The 15,611-nt window shown below is 49.0% G+C and carries 14 protein-coding genes; 11 read left to right on the forward strand and 3 right to left on the reverse strand.

What is annotated here, in order from left to right; genetic code table 11:
* Positions 1-150 precede the first annotated feature (150 nt).
* The 5 genes from VJY99_RS00345 (at position 151) to VJY99_RS00365 (ending at position 5,573) form a co-directional block, all read left to right on the forward strand.
* Complete coding sequence (locus VJY99_RS00345) at positions 151-1,011, forward strand: fructosamine kinase family protein (protein ID WP_324115248.1); 861 nt, start codon at positions 151-153, stop codon at positions 1,009-1,011.
* A 384-nt stretch (positions 1,012-1,395) separates the two neighbouring features.
* A complete protein-coding gene (locus tag VJY99_RS00350) occupies positions 1,396-2,604 on the forward strand; it encodes a PfkB family carbohydrate kinase (RefSeq protein WP_324115250.1) in 1,209 nt (402 codons plus the stop codon).
* A gap of 21 nt (positions 2,605-2,625) precedes the next feature.
* The gene (locus VJY99_RS00355; protein ID WP_324115252.1) at positions 2,626-3,360 is read left to right on the forward strand and encodes an outer membrane protein OmpK; all 735 of its coding nucleotides are present in this window, start codon (positions 2,626-2,628) and stop codon (positions 3,358-3,360) included.
* An 18-nt stretch (positions 3,361-3,378) separates the two neighbouring features.
* Entirely contained in the window at positions 3,379-4,341 is a 963-nt protein-coding gene (locus VJY99_RS00360; protein WP_324115254.1) for a nucleoside hydrolase, read from the forward strand.
* A gap of 2 nt (positions 4,342-4,343) precedes the next feature.
* Positions 4,344-5,573, forward strand: coding sequence for a NupC/NupG family nucleoside CNT transporter (locus VJY99_RS00365; protein ID WP_324115255.1), 1,230 nt, complete (start codon positions 4,344-4,346; stop codon positions 5,571-5,573).
* Between the two features lie 58 nt (positions 5,574-5,631).
* Here the strand turns inward: VJY99_RS00365 and VJY99_RS00370 are convergent, their stop codons facing one another.
* Entirely contained in the window at positions 5,632-6,168 is a 537-nt protein-coding gene (locus tag VJY99_RS00370) for a YniB family protein (protein WP_324115257.1), read from the reverse strand.
* 166 nt (positions 6,169-6,334) lie between these two features.
* On the opposite strand from VJY99_RS00370, the gene hxpB reads away from it, so the two are divergent.
* From hxpB to VJY99_RS00395, 5 genes are all read left to right on the forward strand, one after another.
* The gene (gene hxpB, locus VJY99_RS00375; RefSeq protein ID WP_324115259.1) at positions 6,335-7,003 is read left to right on the forward strand and encodes a hexitol phosphatase HxpB; all 669 of its coding nucleotides are present in this window, start codon (positions 6,335-6,337) and stop codon (positions 7,001-7,003) included.
* A gap of 155 nt (positions 7,004-7,158) precedes the next feature.
* Complete coding sequence (gene kduD, locus VJY99_RS00380; protein ID WP_324115262.1) at positions 7,159-7,920, forward strand: 2-dehydro-3-deoxy-D-gluconate 5-dehydrogenase KduD; 762 nt, start codon at positions 7,159-7,161, stop codon at positions 7,918-7,920.
* A gap of 113 nt (positions 7,921-8,033) precedes the next feature.
* A complete protein-coding gene (locus VJY99_RS00385; RefSeq protein ID WP_324115264.1) occupies positions 8,034-8,624 on the forward strand; it encodes a metal-dependent hydrolase in 591 nt (196 codons plus the stop codon).
* A 258-nt stretch (positions 8,625-8,882) separates the two neighbouring features.
* On the forward strand, positions 8,883-10,274 hold the full coding sequence (locus tag VJY99_RS00390) for an L-cystine transporter (protein ID WP_324115266.1): 1,392 nt from the start codon (positions 8,883-8,885) through the stop codon (positions 10,272-10,274).
* A 132-nt stretch (positions 10,275-10,406) separates the two neighbouring features.
* A complete protein-coding gene (locus VJY99_RS00395) occupies positions 10,407-11,093 on the forward strand; it encodes a tetratricopeptide repeat protein (protein ID WP_324115267.1) in 687 nt (228 codons plus the stop codon).
* 17 nt (positions 11,094-11,110) lie between these two features.
* On the opposite strand, the gene cedA is transcribed toward VJY99_RS00395, so the two are convergent.
* Positions 11,111-11,365, reverse strand: coding sequence for a cell division activator CedA (cedA, locus tag VJY99_RS00400; protein WP_324115272.1), 255 nt, complete (start codon positions 11,363-11,365; stop codon positions 11,111-11,113).
* A 142-nt stretch (positions 11,366-11,507) separates the two neighbouring features.
* On the opposite strand from cedA, the gene katE reads away from it, so the two are divergent.
* Positions 11,508-13,766: a catalase HPII gene (katE, locus tag VJY99_RS00405; protein WP_324115269.1), complete on the forward strand. Its 2,259-nt coding sequence runs from the start codon at positions 11,508-11,510 to the stop codon at positions 13,764-13,766.
* Between the two features lie 60 nt (positions 13,767-13,826).
* Here katE and VJY99_RS00410 read toward each other — a convergent pair.
* Positions 13,827-15,611, reverse strand: a 1,785-nt coding sequence (locus VJY99_RS00410) for an autotransporter outer membrane beta-barrel domain-containing protein (protein ID WP_324115270.1), incomplete at its 5' end; no start/stop codon positions are given.

Below are 15,611 nucleotides of genomic sequence, written 5' to 3' on the forward strand. Positions count from 1 at the left end.
GAAGTTGCAATTACAACCTGGGATAACTGGCTACAAGAGATAAATAGCCATCTTTAAAAACTCCTGACCGGGGATGTGCGTTAGCTCGAAGTTTGACCCGGTTAACAGCGATAAGCTAATGATCTACCAGACAACCTGGAGAGAAGCATCATGTGGCAAGCCATAAGTCGTCTGTTAAGTGAACAACTCGGTAGCGCTGAAATTGAACAACGCACGGAATTACCCGGCGGTGAAATTCATGCCACCTGGCGAATTCGCTACGCCGGTCATGAGGTTTTTGTCAAAAGCAATACTCGGGAGCTGCTACCTATTTTTACTGCCGAAGCCGATCAACTGGCGTTACTTTCGCACAGCAATACCGTGCGGGTACCGAAAGTCTGGGGTGTAGGCAGTGACAGGGATTACAGTTTCCTGCTGCTTGAATATATGCCAGCGAAACCGCTGGATGCACACAACGCCTTTTTGCTGGGTCAGCAACTGGCGCGCTTGCATGACTGGAGCGACCAGCCGCAATTTGGGCTCGATTTTGATAATGATCTATCGACTACTCCGCAACCCAATGCCTGGCAACGGCGGTGGTCGACATTCTTTGCCGAACAACGCATCGGCTGGCAACTTGAACTTGCCGCGGAAAAAGGGATTCAATTCGGTGACATCGACCTGATCGTCGAATTTGTGCATCAGTCTCTGGCTTCCCATCAGCCTCAGCCTTCTTTACTGCATGGCGATTTGTGGTCAGGAAATTGCGCGATGGGTGCAGATGGGCCATTTATCTTCGACCCCGCCTGCTATTGGGGCGATAGAGAGTGCGATCTGGCGATGCTGCCCTTGCACCCGGATCAACCACCGCAAATCTACGACGGTTACCAGTCAGTTTCCCCGCTCCCTGCAGATTTCCTGCAACGCCAACCCATTTATCAGCTCTACACACTCCTAAACAGGGCGATTCTGTTCGGCGGTCAACATTTAGTGGTCGCGCAAAAAGCGCTGGAACGCGTTTTGGCTGCATAAAGACCATCCTCTTACGCGGGTAGCCTCTCCTACCCGCGTTGGCTTCTCTGCAAAATATTGCCCTGTAAATATCGTTCCATTACTTTAATCAATAATTAGCCAATATCTATACAAATAAAAAATACAATACAGCCTAATAATCATGAATCGGACAAAATGTCCGATTGTTGGTTTTTTATGTGATTTCACCCACAGTCAATCACTTAGTTTTTTATATATTATGAATATATACCAAGCCATAAACCACGAGGATTTCAATATAAAACAAACCACTGTAACCAATAGATATTAAATATCATTAAAAATAACCCTTTGCGATCTCGTGTGCTTTTATGCAGGGTATTTTTATTCACCTGCAACCAATAGCCATCGAGGTTCTTCATTATGTTCGAATGCTATAACCAACAGCGTCAGAAATTTATTCTTTCAGAAATAAAGAAGAATCGATTCGTAAAAGTTAAAGAGCTTGCAAAAACACTGAACGTCACAGAAAGGACGATACGTCGGGATATTAATGAATTGAAACAAACGGGATTAATTCGTCCTCGTTATGGCGGTGCTGTACTTCTCAGCAATAAAGAATCCGCTTTGTATAAAAACAACCAACCCTATCTCCATATAAACATGAAAATTAATTCGTTTGATATCACTACAGCTTCTCCCGAAAAAACGGGGAAAGTATTTATTTTGGGTTCCTTTAATACAGACCTGGTATACCGTTTACAACATTTCCCTGACGCGGGTGAAACCACTCGCGCCCTTTATTCATGCTGCCTGCCTGGGGGGAAAGGGAGTAATCAGGCAATTGCAGCCTGTATGGCGGGCGCCCAAACCCATTTTGTCGCAAAAGTCGGTAACGATGATTTTGCCTCTAAAGCGCAACAATTCCTTAATAATGTCGGCTTTGAAGCATTAACTCTATTTACCCAGCCCGATATCCCGACAGGAAGTGCCGTCGTGATGGTGTCTGAGGAAGCGGGAGATAACGCCATTATCATCAACCCCGGTGCAAATCAGACCTTCACCGCGGATGAAATCATCAGTTGCTACAGTGCTATCAAAGCATCCCATGTTTTCCTGACTCAAATGGAAAATAACCCAGATGCCACCGCTCTGGCCCTGAAATTTGCCCACTCTTGTGGAATTACCACCATTTTTAACCCAGCTCCCTGGCGTGAAGAAGTGCGTGACATGCTGCCATGGGTCAGTATCGCAACACCTAATTTGACTGAAGCCGAATCCATTACCGCAACCACTATTCGTACTAATGATGAGATCCTCCGTGCTGCGGAAGCTATCCACCAAATGGGGCCGCAGATTGTCATTATCACGCTTGGCAGCCAGGGTTGCTGGTTATTCGATGGCAAACAACATCGCCAGATTCCGGCCTATCCCGCCGTCAACATTGACACCGCTGGCGCAGGAGATGCCTTTAACGGGGCGCTAGCCGCTCAACTTGCATGTGGCGCTAACCTCACGGCCGCACTCAACTACGCCAGTGCATTTGCCTCTTTAGCCGTTGAACGCGAAGGTGCATCGAATATGCCAGGGCACCATTCTGTGATTGAGAAAATTAAAAGCTCAGTAAGCTAACTATTTACAAAGGAAATTAGCATGACAAGGATAATCATTAGCTTAATTCTGGTGGTCACCTCATTTCTTGTACAAGCCGAACAAAAATATGGCTGGGGGAATATCCACGTTGACTATCAATCCTGGGATTCTGGTTTTAAAGATCTGGAATATGAACAGGCTCTCATCGGCATTGAAGGCGGCATGGGTTTCGACTGGGGAGAAATGTACGGTTTTTATGATTATGAAAATATTTTAGACAAAGAAGGCAATCAGGGGCAGACCGCTAATGGTGAAATTCATACTTATTTATGGAGCAGTGGCGCCAGCATATTTACTAAGGTGTACAACTCACAAAGCCCTGACTTTAAAGAAACCAACCAATTTATTGGATTAGGTTATACCGATATAAAAGGTGATGGCTGGTGGTTCAAACCATGGATAGCACGGCAATATATTACCGCTCATAATAATTTCGGCCCCGCAGATGATATTAACGGGTTGAATGGTTTCACTATCGGTTGGAATGCAGGTTATGCCTTTACGCTGTTCAAGCAGGATGTACTCTTTACTCACTGGAATGAAATAGAGCTAGACCGTAACGACGATTACACGGCCAATAACTCAGGTCGCGAAGGTTTAAACGGTGGATTAAATCTCACATTAAAATTAACCCACCATATTTCAACAACCGTTATGTATCGTTATTTCTATAACAAGTTGGGGGCCGATGGTTACGGAGACATTTTAATTTATCGTCTGGCTTATGATTTTTAACTTACGGGATCTATTCAAATGAAAAACTCACCATGGCCAGAACTCACACCGGTACAACGTATAACACTGATGTCTATTCCTTCCGACGGCTTAATTTCTGTCGTGATTGATAGCGATACGTATAATGAAATTGACGACCAGATAGCCATTGCCTGGGCTTACCTGCACCCGGAACGTATCGACCTACAAGCCGTCTATGCCGCCCCGTTTGCAAACCATTTCTTTGGCGAGGGAAATTCTCACACTTATGTTGATAATCCTGCTGTTGGCATGGAATTGAGCTTCGAAGAAATCCACCGGGTATTCGAGAAACTCCCACTCCGCCAACCGCACCCCGCAATCTTTAAAGGGTCTACGCAGTATTTGACCGGTAGTGTAGGAACAGAAACATCACCGGCCATGGAAGATTTAATTTCTCGCGCGCGGGTCGCGACACAGACACTTCATGTTCTCTGTATTGGCGCACCAACTAATGTGGCCAACGCACTGCTTGCTGCCCCTGACATTATCCATAAAATCCATGTTATCTGGCTTGGCGGCAACAGCTATGACTGGAAGGATAATCAGGAATTTAATCTCATGCAGGATGTTGTCGCAAGCCGCGTACTGTTTGATAGCGGTGTTGCGCTCACGCAAATCCCCTGCTTTGGCGTAGCCAACTGTATGGCGACCTCAGTACCAGAATTACAATTTTATTTTTCCAATACCAGCCGTCTTGGCAACTATATTGCCAAGATTGCACCACGCTGTCCGTGGATTGGCTTCGCTTCGCGCAAAGTTATTTGGGACATCACCACCGTGGGCTATGTACTTAATCCTGAATGGTTTACCTGCCAGTATCTGCCCGCCCCACTGATAAATGACAACCTGAACTGGAGTTTCGATAACCGCCGACACCAAATTCGGGTAGTGAAATTTATCGAGCGCGACGATCTGTTTAACGATCTGTTTCGTAAAATCATCGATGCCGATAAGGAATAAACATGCGCATACTTATTCTCTGCCTGTGTATTCTTGTCCTGCTGGCCATCGCACTGCTATTTTCGTCAAATCGCAGAGCCATTAATTTACGCACGGTCCTGGGTGCTTTTACTATTCAGGCATCAGTAGCGGCATTCATACTTTATGTTCCTGCTGGCGAGAAAATATTGCTTGCCATCTCTAACAGCCTTTCGGGGGTGCTGACTTATTCATCAGAGGGGATTAACTTTCTGTTTGGTGATTTAGGCCGCTTTAAAATGGGCTTCCTGTTCGCATTTCACGTTTTGCCGATCATTATCTTTATGTCAGCACTCTTCTCCGTGCTCTATTACCTCGGCATTATGCAATGGGTGACCCGTATTATTGGCACCGGAATTCATAAGTTGTTAAAAACCAGTCCCGCAGAATCCATGGCAGCCACTGCCAATATTTTTGCCGGTAACACCGATGTATTCGTGCTGATGCGCCCCTACGCCCCAAAAATGACACGCTCAGAACTTTTCGCCTTGATGTGTGGCGGCGTTGCTTCCATCGCCGGATCGGTTCTGGTCGGTTACGCCAGCATGGGGATTGAAATGCGTTATCTGGTTGCCGCTTCCTTTATGTCGGCACCTGGCGGGCTATTAATGGCAAAAATTCTCTACCCTGAAACCGAACCAGACAACGTTGCCGATATTCACATTGAGAATGAAAACCCTGAAGAAAGGCCGATTAACATTGTTGAAGCGGCGACTAACGGAGCTATATCCGGACTGAAGTTAGCGGTGAATGTCGGTGCAATGCTGCTGGCATTAATCGCGTTAATTGCAATGGTCAATGGCCTGCTGGGTTGGGTGTTTGATCTCTTCGGCATCGCTAACATCACGCTACAGCTCATATTTAGTTATCTCTTCGCCCCCATTGCCTGGCTGCTGGGTGTGCCTGGAAGCGAGATGCTGCAAGTGGGGAGTTTGCTGGGGCAAAAGCTGGTGCTCAATGAGTTCGTGGCCTATACCAGTTTTATCTCACTCAAGCCGGAACTCTCTGAATACTCGCAAATTATTGTGATTATGGCACTGGCTGGATTTGCTAATCTGTCAGCACCTGCGGCACTGATTGGCGTACTGGGGGGAATTGTGCCTGCACAGAAAAGTTTTATCGCTCAAATGGGCGCAAAAGTCATTCTGGCAGGCACACTATCAAATCTAATGAGTGCCGCGTTGACCGGGCTGTTCTATATAGTTGCTCACTGATTAGTTGCTCACTGAAGCGAAGCATTACCCGCTCTCCATCTTCAGGAGAGCGGTATTGTCAGATAAAGCCCAGCAAAGAAAAGAAGAAATAACCGATAACGATAATAATGACGGGTAAAATATAGAGCGGGAAAATTTGCAGGAAAATAGTGTGTCGCGGCACGACGATTTTCGCGTCGATTTGTGCCTTGTTTAACCCTTCCGGGCCTTTAGCCTGTTCCAGTATCAACTGATCCTGTACCCCTTCACGCAGAAACTTCGCCTGACGGCTCATTCGTGCACCAGATGCCTGTAGCGCAAGGCCGATAAAGATCAACACGTAGATTACCCAAAACAGGATATTAGCCTGTTGGTGGAACTCCGGTTGTGGTGAGTTGTACCAGAATAAATTTAAGAATGGCGTATTAAAACGCATCATCTCAATCATGACATGAGCGAAATCCAGCATCACAGCATTAATCCCAGCCTCTTTTTCGCTGTGCGCATTCATAAACTTCAAAATTGAAATCAGTGTTGAAATCACCGCTGGGATGAAAATTACCCAGCCAGCCACACGTTTGAGCACGGCAATGCGTCCAGCTTGTTGATACGTCATTCGTTCCCCTTGTATAAGACGTAACTTGCACACACAAAGTCTACCTCGTCTGAAGTGATTTCGCCTGAGCTTTACGGGCGATTTTCACAAAGCAGTGGCAACAACCGCTAATTCCAGCTATTGATAAACAATCTGAACTTCAATGCACACTGACAGGAGTCAAAACATGGCTGTAACTCGCCAAACTTTAGCTGCGATTTTTGATATGGACGGTTTACTGATTGATTCGGAACCGTTGTGGGACAAGGCTGAGCTGGATGTACTGGCCAGCATTGGCGTGGATATTTCCCGCCGATCCGAACTCCCTGACACTCTGGGTTTACGTATCGACCTGGTTGTCGACCTGTGGTTTGCTCGGCAACCGTGGAATGGCCCGTCGCGTGAAGAAGTCACAAACCGCGTCATTACCCGTGCCATAACATTGGTTGAAGAGACTCGGCCTATTCTGCCTGGTGTGCGTGAAGCGGTTGCGCTGTGTAAAGCACAAGGTCTGAAAGTGGGTCTGGCCTCCGCCTCACCTCTGCACATGCTTGAGCGTATTCTGGAAATGTTCGACTTACGCTCCCAGTTTGATGCTATCGCCTCTGCAGAACATCTGCCCTACAGTAAGCCCCATCCACAGGTTTATTTAGACGCCGCCGCTAAACTGGGCGTTGATCCCCTGACTTGTGTGACGCTAGAAGATTCAGTAAATGGCATGATTGCGACCAAAGCCGCACGCATGCGTTCTATTGTGGTTCCCGCCGAAGAGAACCGCGACGACGTGCGCTGGTGCCTCGCGAATACGAAGCTGACTTCGCTGACCGAACTACGCGCTGAGCACCTGATTGGCTAGTCTATTAAGATGCGGGGCTACCCGCATCTTTCTCAAAACCATATCCATATCTAATTTTTTAAAACAGCGTTTCAAAAATAATTTGAATTTCCATCTTATCGTATCTACTCTTTACAGACTCGCGCGAATGCGCTTTTCCAGATACTGGGGTAACTATGATTCTCAATAATTTTAATCTCCAGGGCAAAGTCGCTCTCGTCACGGGTTGTGACACCGGCTTGGGTCAGGGAATGGCGATTGGCCTTGCCGAGGCTGGTTGCGACATCGTCAGTGTAAGCCGCAAGATCCCGCATGAAACGGCGCAGAAAGTGCAAGATTTGCAACGCCGCTTTCTCGCCATCCAGGCAGACTTAAGCCAACAAGACGCAATACCTGAGATAGTCGCGCAAGCGGTCGCAGGGATGGGAAAAATAGATATCCTCGTCAATAACGCAGGAACCATTCGCCGGGAAGATGCTCTGGAGTTTAGTGAGAAAAACTGGGATGACGTCATGAACCTGAACATTAAATCGGTGTTCTTTCTCTCTCAGGCGGTCGCCAAACAATTCATTAAACAAGGCAACGGCGGCAAGATCATTAACATCGCCTCTATGCTGTCATTCCAGGGGGGTATCCGAGTTCCTTCGTATACCGCATCTAAAAGTGCCGTGCTCGGCATCACGCGGCTGCTGGCAAACGAATGGGCGCAACACAAGATCAATGTGAATGCTATCGCCCCGGGATACATGGCAACCAACAATACTCAACAACTGCGTGATGACGAAGTGCGCAGCCAGCAAATTCTTGACCGTATTCCTGCAGGACGCTGGGGACTTCCTGCCGACCTACAAGGCCCGATTGTCTTTCTTGCTTCCAGCGCTTCCGATTATGTCAACGGCTTCACCATTGCCGTCGATGGAGGCTGGCTAGCCCGCTAAATACGCTGCTGCCGGGAAACCGGCGGTTGCAAAATGTTACGCCGTCACCTCTTCCGCCCACTGTATAAAATCCCTATACTGTATGAATCGACAGTTTTCATCCAGGTAGTATCATGACGGCGGAAGGTCACCTTCTTTTTTCCATTGCCTGTGCAGTATTCGCCAAAAACGCCGAACTCACGCCTGTGCTTGCTCAAGGGGACTGGTGGCATATTGTGCCTTCAGCTATCTTGACGTGTCTGCTACCCGATATTGACCACCCAAAGTCATTTCTCGGCCAACGCTTACCCTGGATTTCCAAACCGATAGCCCGCGCCTGCGGTCATCGAGGATTTACACACAGTTTATTTGCCGTGTTCGCAAGCCTTGCGCTGTTCTATCTCAAAGTTCCCGAAAGCTGGGTTATTCCCGCCGACGCACTTCAGGGCATGGTGTTGGGGTATTTGAGCCATATTCTGGCGGATATGCTCACCCCTGCCGGTGTTCCGCTACTTTGGCCATGCCGTTGGCGTTTCCGTTTTCCCATCATCAGGCCGCAAAAGGGTAACCAACTGGAACGCGCCTTGTGCATGATGTTGTTCGGTCTGGCGGTGTGGATGCCCCAAAGTGTGCCCGATAACAGTGCAGTGCGCTGGTCATCACACATGATTATTTCGCTTCAAATGACCTTTAATAGTTTTATAAGTCACCATATGGAACAATAATTAGACGAAACAACTCAAATTGTAATAATCAATTACTTTTGAATATAAGACTCATCCTGAGCTTCTGATACGATTTACAAAATACTCCCCCTAAATAGTTCGAGTGACATGCGGCGGCAAGAGAACGCATCCCGATGATGCTTACATAAGTCAGTGATTCGGGTAAGTGAACGTAGCCCACAAAGATGTCACTTGAAATATGACGGGGAAAAGATGGCAATCAGTCCATCGGATTAAAATAAACTCAGGAGATACGGGATGAATTTTCCACTTTTAGCGAACGTTATCGTGTTCGTTATTCTGTTGCTGTTACTGGCACAAACCCGCCACAAACAGTGGAGTTTGGCGAAGAAAGTACTGCTTGGTCTGGTCATTGGTGTGGTATTTGGCCTTGCTCTGCACACCATTTATGGCGAAGACAGTCCGGTACTGAAACAGTCTATTCAATGGTTTAACGTTGTCGGTAACGGCTATGTTCAATTGCTGCAAATGATTGTTATGCCGCTGGTGTTTGCCTCTATTCTGAGCGCTGTCGCACGCCTGCATAACGCGTCTTCTTTGGGCAAAATCAGCGTACTGACCATCGGGACATTGCTGTTCACCACCTTGATTTCTGCACTAGTCGGCGTGTTGGTAACCAATTTGTTTGGTCTGACCGCAGAAGGTCTGGTTCAGGGGACTGCTGAAACCGCCCGTCTGAGCGCCATTGAAACGACCTATGTGGGTAAAGTTGCCGACCTCAACGTACCGCAGCTAATTTTGTCATTCATACCGAAAAACCCGTTTGCTGACCTGACTGGCGCCAATCCAACGTCAATCATTAGTGTCGTGATTTTCGCTGCCTTCTTGGGTGTGGCTGCCCTGAAATTACTGAAAGACGATGCGCCAAAAGGTGAACGTGTTCTGGTTGCGATTGACACGCTGCAAAGCTGGGTCATGAAACTTGTGCGCCTGGTGATGCAACTGACGCCATACGGTGTTCTGGCACTGATGACCAAAGTCGTTGCCGGCTCAAACCTGCAAGATATCATCAAACTCGGCAGCTTCGTGGTAGCGTCATACCTCGGCCTTGCGATTATGTTCGGTGTGCATGCGGTATTGCTGGCCGTGAATGGCGTCAGCCCGTTGAAATACTTCCGCAAGGTGTGGCCGGTACTGACCTTTGCTTTCACCAGCCGTTCTAGCGCCGCCAGCATTCCACTGAACGTTGAAGCGCAAACTCGCCGCCTCGGTGTACCTGAGTCCATCGCAAGCTTTGCTGCATCCTTCGGTGCAACCATCGGCCAGAACGGTTGTGCCGGTTTGTATCCCGCGATGTTGGCAGTGATGGTCGCACCCACTGTGGGTATCAACCCGTTGGATCCGGTCTGGATTGCCACACTGGTCGGGATTGTCACTGTAAGCTCCGCAGGCGTTGCCGGTGTTGGTGGCGGTGCCACATTCGCCGCGCTGATTGTCCTCCCTGCCATGGGCTTGCCAGTTACGCTGGTTGCATTGTTGATTTCGGTTGAACCGCTTATCGATATGGGCCGTACCGCGCTCAACGTCAGCGGGGCAATGACTGCGGGTACTATCACCAGCCAGTTGATGAAACAAACCGATAAAGAAATACTCAATAGCGATGATGAAGCTGAACTGGCGCATCGCTAAGCAGTAGCTAAACCACCGCAGAATCTGCGACAATAAACGGCTCCTCACACAAGGAGCCGTTTTTTTTATCTATAACTTAGAGCACCCGCATAGGGCGCCAATATTTTCTCTTTCCACGGACCTCTTATCTCTATGAAACGATTTTGTATTTTGTTGTTGTTCTGCGTCTCATCGGCATGGGCAGAAACACCTGATAGCCCCTATCTGCAACAGGCGCAGCAAGGTGACAGTCGCGCCCAGTTTTATCTGGCCGATACCCTGTATAGCGCAGGTGAATACCAGCAAGCTGAAAGCTGGGCGGCGAAATCAGCAGCACAAGGTGATGCGGATGCACTGGCACTGCTCGCGCAGTTGAAAATTCGAGATCCTAATGCCGCGAATTATCAGCAGGCGAAAACACTAGCCGAACAGGCGGTTGAACGCGGCAGTAAAATAGGCAATGTGACGCTGGCACAAATTCTGGTGAACACGCAAGCGGGTACACCTGACTACCCAAAAGCGATAAAGCTGCTGGAAAATGCTTCACAAGATATCGAAAGTGATTCAGCGGTCGATGCGCAGATGTTCTACGGTTTACTCTACGCCAACGGCGTGGGCATCGCGCAAGACGATGAAAAGGCGACATTCTGGTTTAAGCGCAGCTCGGCGCTTTCTCGTACGGGTTATGCTGAATACTGGGCCGGGATGTTGTTCTTAAACGGCGAGAAAGGCTTTGTTACCGTCAATAAGCAAAAAGCATTGCATTGGCTGAACATCAGCTGCACAGAAGGGTTTGATACAGGCTGCGAAGCATTTGAGCAAATCAGTAACGGCGGGTAATCCCGTCGTCCTTTCACTCAACTCATCTCATTTTCACTTCTGACCTGCATCGCCCAGCGTTGTGCTGACTCCGGTAACGTAAAGGGCGGTGACTGGCGGAACGCATTTCCCACCAGCACAAAAGCCACATAGCGATTGCGTAATACCCACACATCCTTGAACCCATCAACTCGCCAGGCATGAGCCGGTGGCGCGGGTTCAACACGCGGTTGGTACGTAATAACAGGACGATTATTTTGTTGGCGTAAAGGTTTCATAGGCAATGGAATCAAAACTAATATGATGAACAACTTCGCTATGATAGCGGAGAACCCCCCTCCTCGTCTCGCGTTGAGATAGCCTTGTTCTATAGTTAAGGGTGTTTTGGCCATTTAAAGCACCGCTATAACTAGACTAAAACAGGAGATATGTTCAATGTCGACTCACGATAAACATCCATTAAGTCACAGTGCTCCAATACATGACGCCAATGAATCCAAGCCTGGTATGGATTCTCTGGCCCCAGAAGATGGATCTCATCGCCCTTCAACTGAACCCAGTTCTCCTGGCGCACAACCCACCGCCGCAGGGAGTTATAAAAGCCCGGATACCTCCAATGAGAAACTAAAATCGCTCGATATACATCGCAAAGATGGTGAAAACTTCCCACTGACCACCAATCAGGGTGTGCGTATTGCCGATGATCAAAATTCACTGCGCGCGGGTACGCGCGGGCCTACGCTTCTGGAAGATTTCATCCTGCGGGAAAAAATCACCCATTTCGACCATGAGCGTATCCCCGAGCGTATCGTCCATGCCCGAGGTTCTGCGGCACACGGTTACTTCCAGCCCTACAAAAATATGGCTGAACTCACCAAAGCGGATTTTCTTGCAGACCCTGACAAAATCACCCCGGTATTTGTGCGATTCTCTACCGTACAAGGCGGCGCAGGTTCAGCGGATACCGTGCGTGATATCCGTGGATTTGCCACTAAGTTCTACACCGAGGAAGGCATTTTCGATTTAGTCGGTAACAACACCCCGGTATTCTTTATTCAGGATGCGCACAAGTTTCCCGATTTCGTCCACGCAGTCAAACCCGAACCACACTGGGCGATACCGCAAGGTGGCAGCGCCCACGACACCTTCTGGGATTATGTTTCGCTGCAACCCGAAACGCTGCACAACGTCATTTGGGCGATGTCTGACCGGGGTTTGCCACGCAGTTATCGCACCATGGAAGGATTCGGTATTCATACCTTCCGGATGATTAATGCTGAAGGTAAAGCCACCTTCGTGCGTTTCCACTGGAAACCCACCGCGGGTAAAGCTTCAATGCTGTGGGACGAATCGCAAAAACTGACAGGGCGCGATCCGGATTTCCACCGCCGCGACCTGTGGGAAGCCATTGAGGCGGGAGATTTCCCGGAATACGAACTGGGCCTGCAGTTAATCCCGGAAGAAGATGAATTCAAATACGACTTCGACCTGTTAGACCCGACCAAACTGATTCCGGAGGAGTTGGTTCCGGTACATCTGGTGGGCAAAATGACGCTCAATCGTAATCCGGATAACTTCTTTGCTGAAAATGAACAAGTGGCGTTCCATCCAGGGCATATCGTCCCAGGGATTGATTTCAGTAATGACCCGCTGTTGCAGGGACGTTTGTTCTCCTATACCGATACGCAAATCAGCCGCCTGGGTGGACCGAATTTCCATGAAATCCCGATTAATCGCCCGGTCTGTCCGTATCACAATTTCCAGCGTGATGGCATGCATCGAATGGATATCGACAACAATCCTGCCAACTACGAACCTAACTCCATCAATGATAACTGGCCACGCGAAACGCCACCTGGGCCAAAACGTGGCGGCTTTGAGAGTTATCAAACGCGGGTTGAAGGGCATAAAATTCGCGAACGTAGCCCATCGTTTGGTGAATATTACTCACAGCCCCGTCTGTTCTGGCAAAGCCAGACACCTGTCGAGCAGCAACATATTATCAACGCGTTTAGCTTTGAATTATCAAAAGTGGCGCGGCCCTACATCCGCGAAAGAGTGCTGGATCACCTGACGCACATTGATATTTCTCTCGCGCAGCCAGTTGCCGAAAATCTCGGCATTGAGCTTTCTGACGAGCAGATGCACGTCGCCCCGCCTAAAGATGTCAATGGTCTGAAGAAAGACCCGAGCCTGAGTCTGTATGCCGTACCCAGTGGCACAGTGAAAGGCAGAGTCGTTGCGATTCTACTCAGTGAAAAAGCGAATGCGGCGGATGTGTTGGCGACCATGAAAGCGCTGAAGGCACAAGGTGTCCATAGCAAACTGTTGTTCTCACGCATGGGGGAAGTTAGCGCTGACGATGGCTCATTGCTCCCTATTGGGGCAACGTTTGTCGGTTCGCCATCGGTCACTGTGGATGCGGTGATAGTGCCAGGTGGCGACATCCATTCGATTCTGAATAGTGGCGATGCAACTTACTATTTATTGGAAGCTTATAAACACCTAAAGGTCATTGGCCTTGTTGGTGATGCCCGCCAGTTTAAATCTAAACTGGGCATTGATAGCCAGGGCGAGGAAGGCATCATAGAAGGTGACAGTGTCACTAATGTATTTACCAATGAATTCCTGACGCTACTTGCCGCTCACCGCGTTTGGTCACGCCATAATAAGATTGGGCATATTCCGGCGTAACCTTCAAAAAAAGCCGCCACATCAGTGACGGCTTTAACGTGGCGAAATTACAAGCGTATTTTAAAAATCAATATTGACACCCACAGACGCCTGATAACGGGTGAAATCATTATCTCCCAACATCGCACCTGCCTGCCCCCACATTCTAACGTGGCTAGAAAGTTCACCACTCAGACCTGCTTGTATGCCATAGCGATTTTCAGGAACATCGCTGCTTACCGTGTCGCCATTAAACACCAGCGAATCACTGTACTGACCGTTTTCCCAGTTCACTTCAACCCAGGGAACCATCGCCCCCTTGTCGACGATATGACGATTCGATAAACGCAGACCGACACGGCTTTGAATGCCCTCATCGCTGCCCCCGGTAATACGGCTACCATTCGCTTCGGTGTGGTCTTCACTGTCAAAACGGCTGTAGATCGCCTGGACTTGTGGTTCGAGTGTCCATTGGCGTTGACCTAACTTGCCCAAAGTTGCCAGATAACCGGTTTCTACAGAGGTCTGTAAACCCTGGCTGTGATAGTTTTCACTTGCCATGTTTTCACCCTGCACGCTGTTGTTATACCAGCTATATCGCGCCCAACTGTCGATGTACCAACCCAGCTGTGCCTGGGTATCCTGATGCCAGGTTACATAGGATCCCAGGCTGTAACCATTAACCTTACCCGTGGCGCTGTGGGTGTTACCGTCGGCATCTGCGTGACTGCGACTTTCACCGATACCGGCCATGACCCCTAATTGATAATCTCCCCCCGCAGCGGTTTCATCGCTGAACACGTTGAAGCCCAGTTGCATAGTGGTGCTTGAGACATCAAGATCTAAGCTACCGTTTGCTGCCTGGCTTTGAGTGTCATCGCTGTGGATAAACATCCACGCTTGCTCGTCGACACTTTTCTGCGCCGCAGCCCGATCGTGGAGCTGCAAGGTAAACATATTTTGCGCCGCCTGCAGGTTAGCAAGATAGACACCGGTTTCTGGGCGATACAGCGTTGGAGATGGCGTTGGATCGGGAGTAGGAACAGGATCCGGTACTGGGTCTGGATCCGGTACTGGGTCTGGATCCGGTAATGGGTCTGGGTCCGGTATTGGGTCTGGGTCCGGTATTGCCGATGAATTCAGATACCAGTCGCCCGATGTGCCATCCTGGAACAGGTTGTATTCATAAGCCCCAGCGACCACTCTGTTCGCCAAAGTAAATTGCCCGTCTGAGCCTCCCGCAACACCAATTATCTCCATACCCTGCAGCGATTCAGCGCCCATGCCACCCACATTGTTGATGATAAGCGAAGAATAACCATAACTGCTGCCCTGGATTTCAAGAGAATCGGTAAGGCCGTTATCACTGCCGAGAACGCTATTGATGACGACCGTGCCGTTGTTACCCGTGTAATCACCGGTGATGACATAGTGATTGCCGACCTGGCCGCCGCCAATCTGCAAAGTACCGCTGTTGCTCATACTGCCTTGTAACGTCGCGGTACTTGCTGGCGCCATCTCGGCTCCAGGTATCGCGTTATAAGACATCACGGTACCGCTATTGTCGAGGTTCCCAACGACCGCCCCCTGGCTGGCAAACCAGGCATTTTGTTCAACAGTGATTGTCGGCGTGGTAAGCGACCCCGACGCATCAACGACTAATCCGCTCCCGCTGCTCACCAGGGTATTGCCTGCAGAAGTCACATCACCGCCCAGGGTAAGTTTACCGCTGTTAACCTGTAAAGTGTTCACGTCACTGCCCGTCAGGTTGATATCACCGGTAAGTGTCCAGTCATTGCCTGACATAGCCAGTGATTTGAATCCATTACTCGCTGACGTGCCAATAAAATTGGCATCTTCCTGTCT

This window comes from Buttiauxella sp., from assembly GCF_035271705.1.
Classification (GTDB): Bacteria; Pseudomonadota; Gammaproteobacteria; order Enterobacterales; family Enterobacteriaceae; genus Buttiauxella.

Excerpts from the sequence above, each read along its gene's own strand:
- VJY99_RS00355 (WP_324115252.1), top strand. The coding sequence starts at position 2,626 with ATGACAAGGATAATCATTAGCTTAATTCTGGTGGTCACCTCATTTCTT.
- VJY99_RS00370 (WP_324115257.1), bottom strand. The coding sequence starts at position 6,168 with ATGACGTATCAACAAGCTGGACGCATTGCCGTGCTCAAACGTGTGGCT.
- VJY99_RS00390 (WP_324115266.1), top strand. The coding sequence starts at position 8,883 with ATGAATTTTCCACTTTTAGCGAACGTTATCGTGTTCGTTATTCTGTTG.
- hxpB (WP_324115259.1), top strand. The coding sequence starts at position 6,335 with ATGGCTGTAACTCGCCAAACTTTAGCTGCGATTTTTGATATGGACGGT.
- VJY99_RS00365 (WP_324115255.1), top strand. The coding sequence starts at position 4,344 with ATGCGCATACTTATTCTCTGCCTGTGTATTCTTGTCCTGCTGGCCATC.
- VJY99_RS00350 (WP_324115250.1), top strand. The coding sequence starts at position 1,396 with ATGTTCGAATGCTATAACCAACAGCGTCAGAAATTTATTCTTTCAGAA.
- VJY99_RS00395 (WP_324115267.1), top strand. The coding sequence starts at position 10,407 with ATGAAACGATTTTGTATTTTGTTGTTGTTCTGCGTCTCATCGGCATGG.
- VJY99_RS00345 (WP_324115248.1), top strand. The coding sequence starts at position 151 with ATGTGGCAAGCCATAAGTCGTCTGTTAAGTGAACAACTCGGTAGCGCT.
- VJY99_RS00360 (WP_324115254.1), top strand. The coding sequence starts at position 3,379 with ATGAAAAACTCACCATGGCCAGAACTCACACCGGTACAACGTATAACA.
- VJY99_RS00385 (WP_324115264.1), top strand. The coding sequence starts at position 8,034 with ATGACGGCGGAAGGTCACCTTCTTTTTTCCATTGCCTGTGCAGTATTC.
- katE (WP_324115269.1), top strand. The coding sequence starts at position 11,508 with ATGTCGACTCACGATAAACATCCATTAAGTCACAGTGCTCCAATACAT.
- kduD (WP_324115262.1), top strand. The coding sequence starts at position 7,159 with ATGATTCTCAATAATTTTAATCTCCAGGGCAAAGTCGCTCTCGTCACG.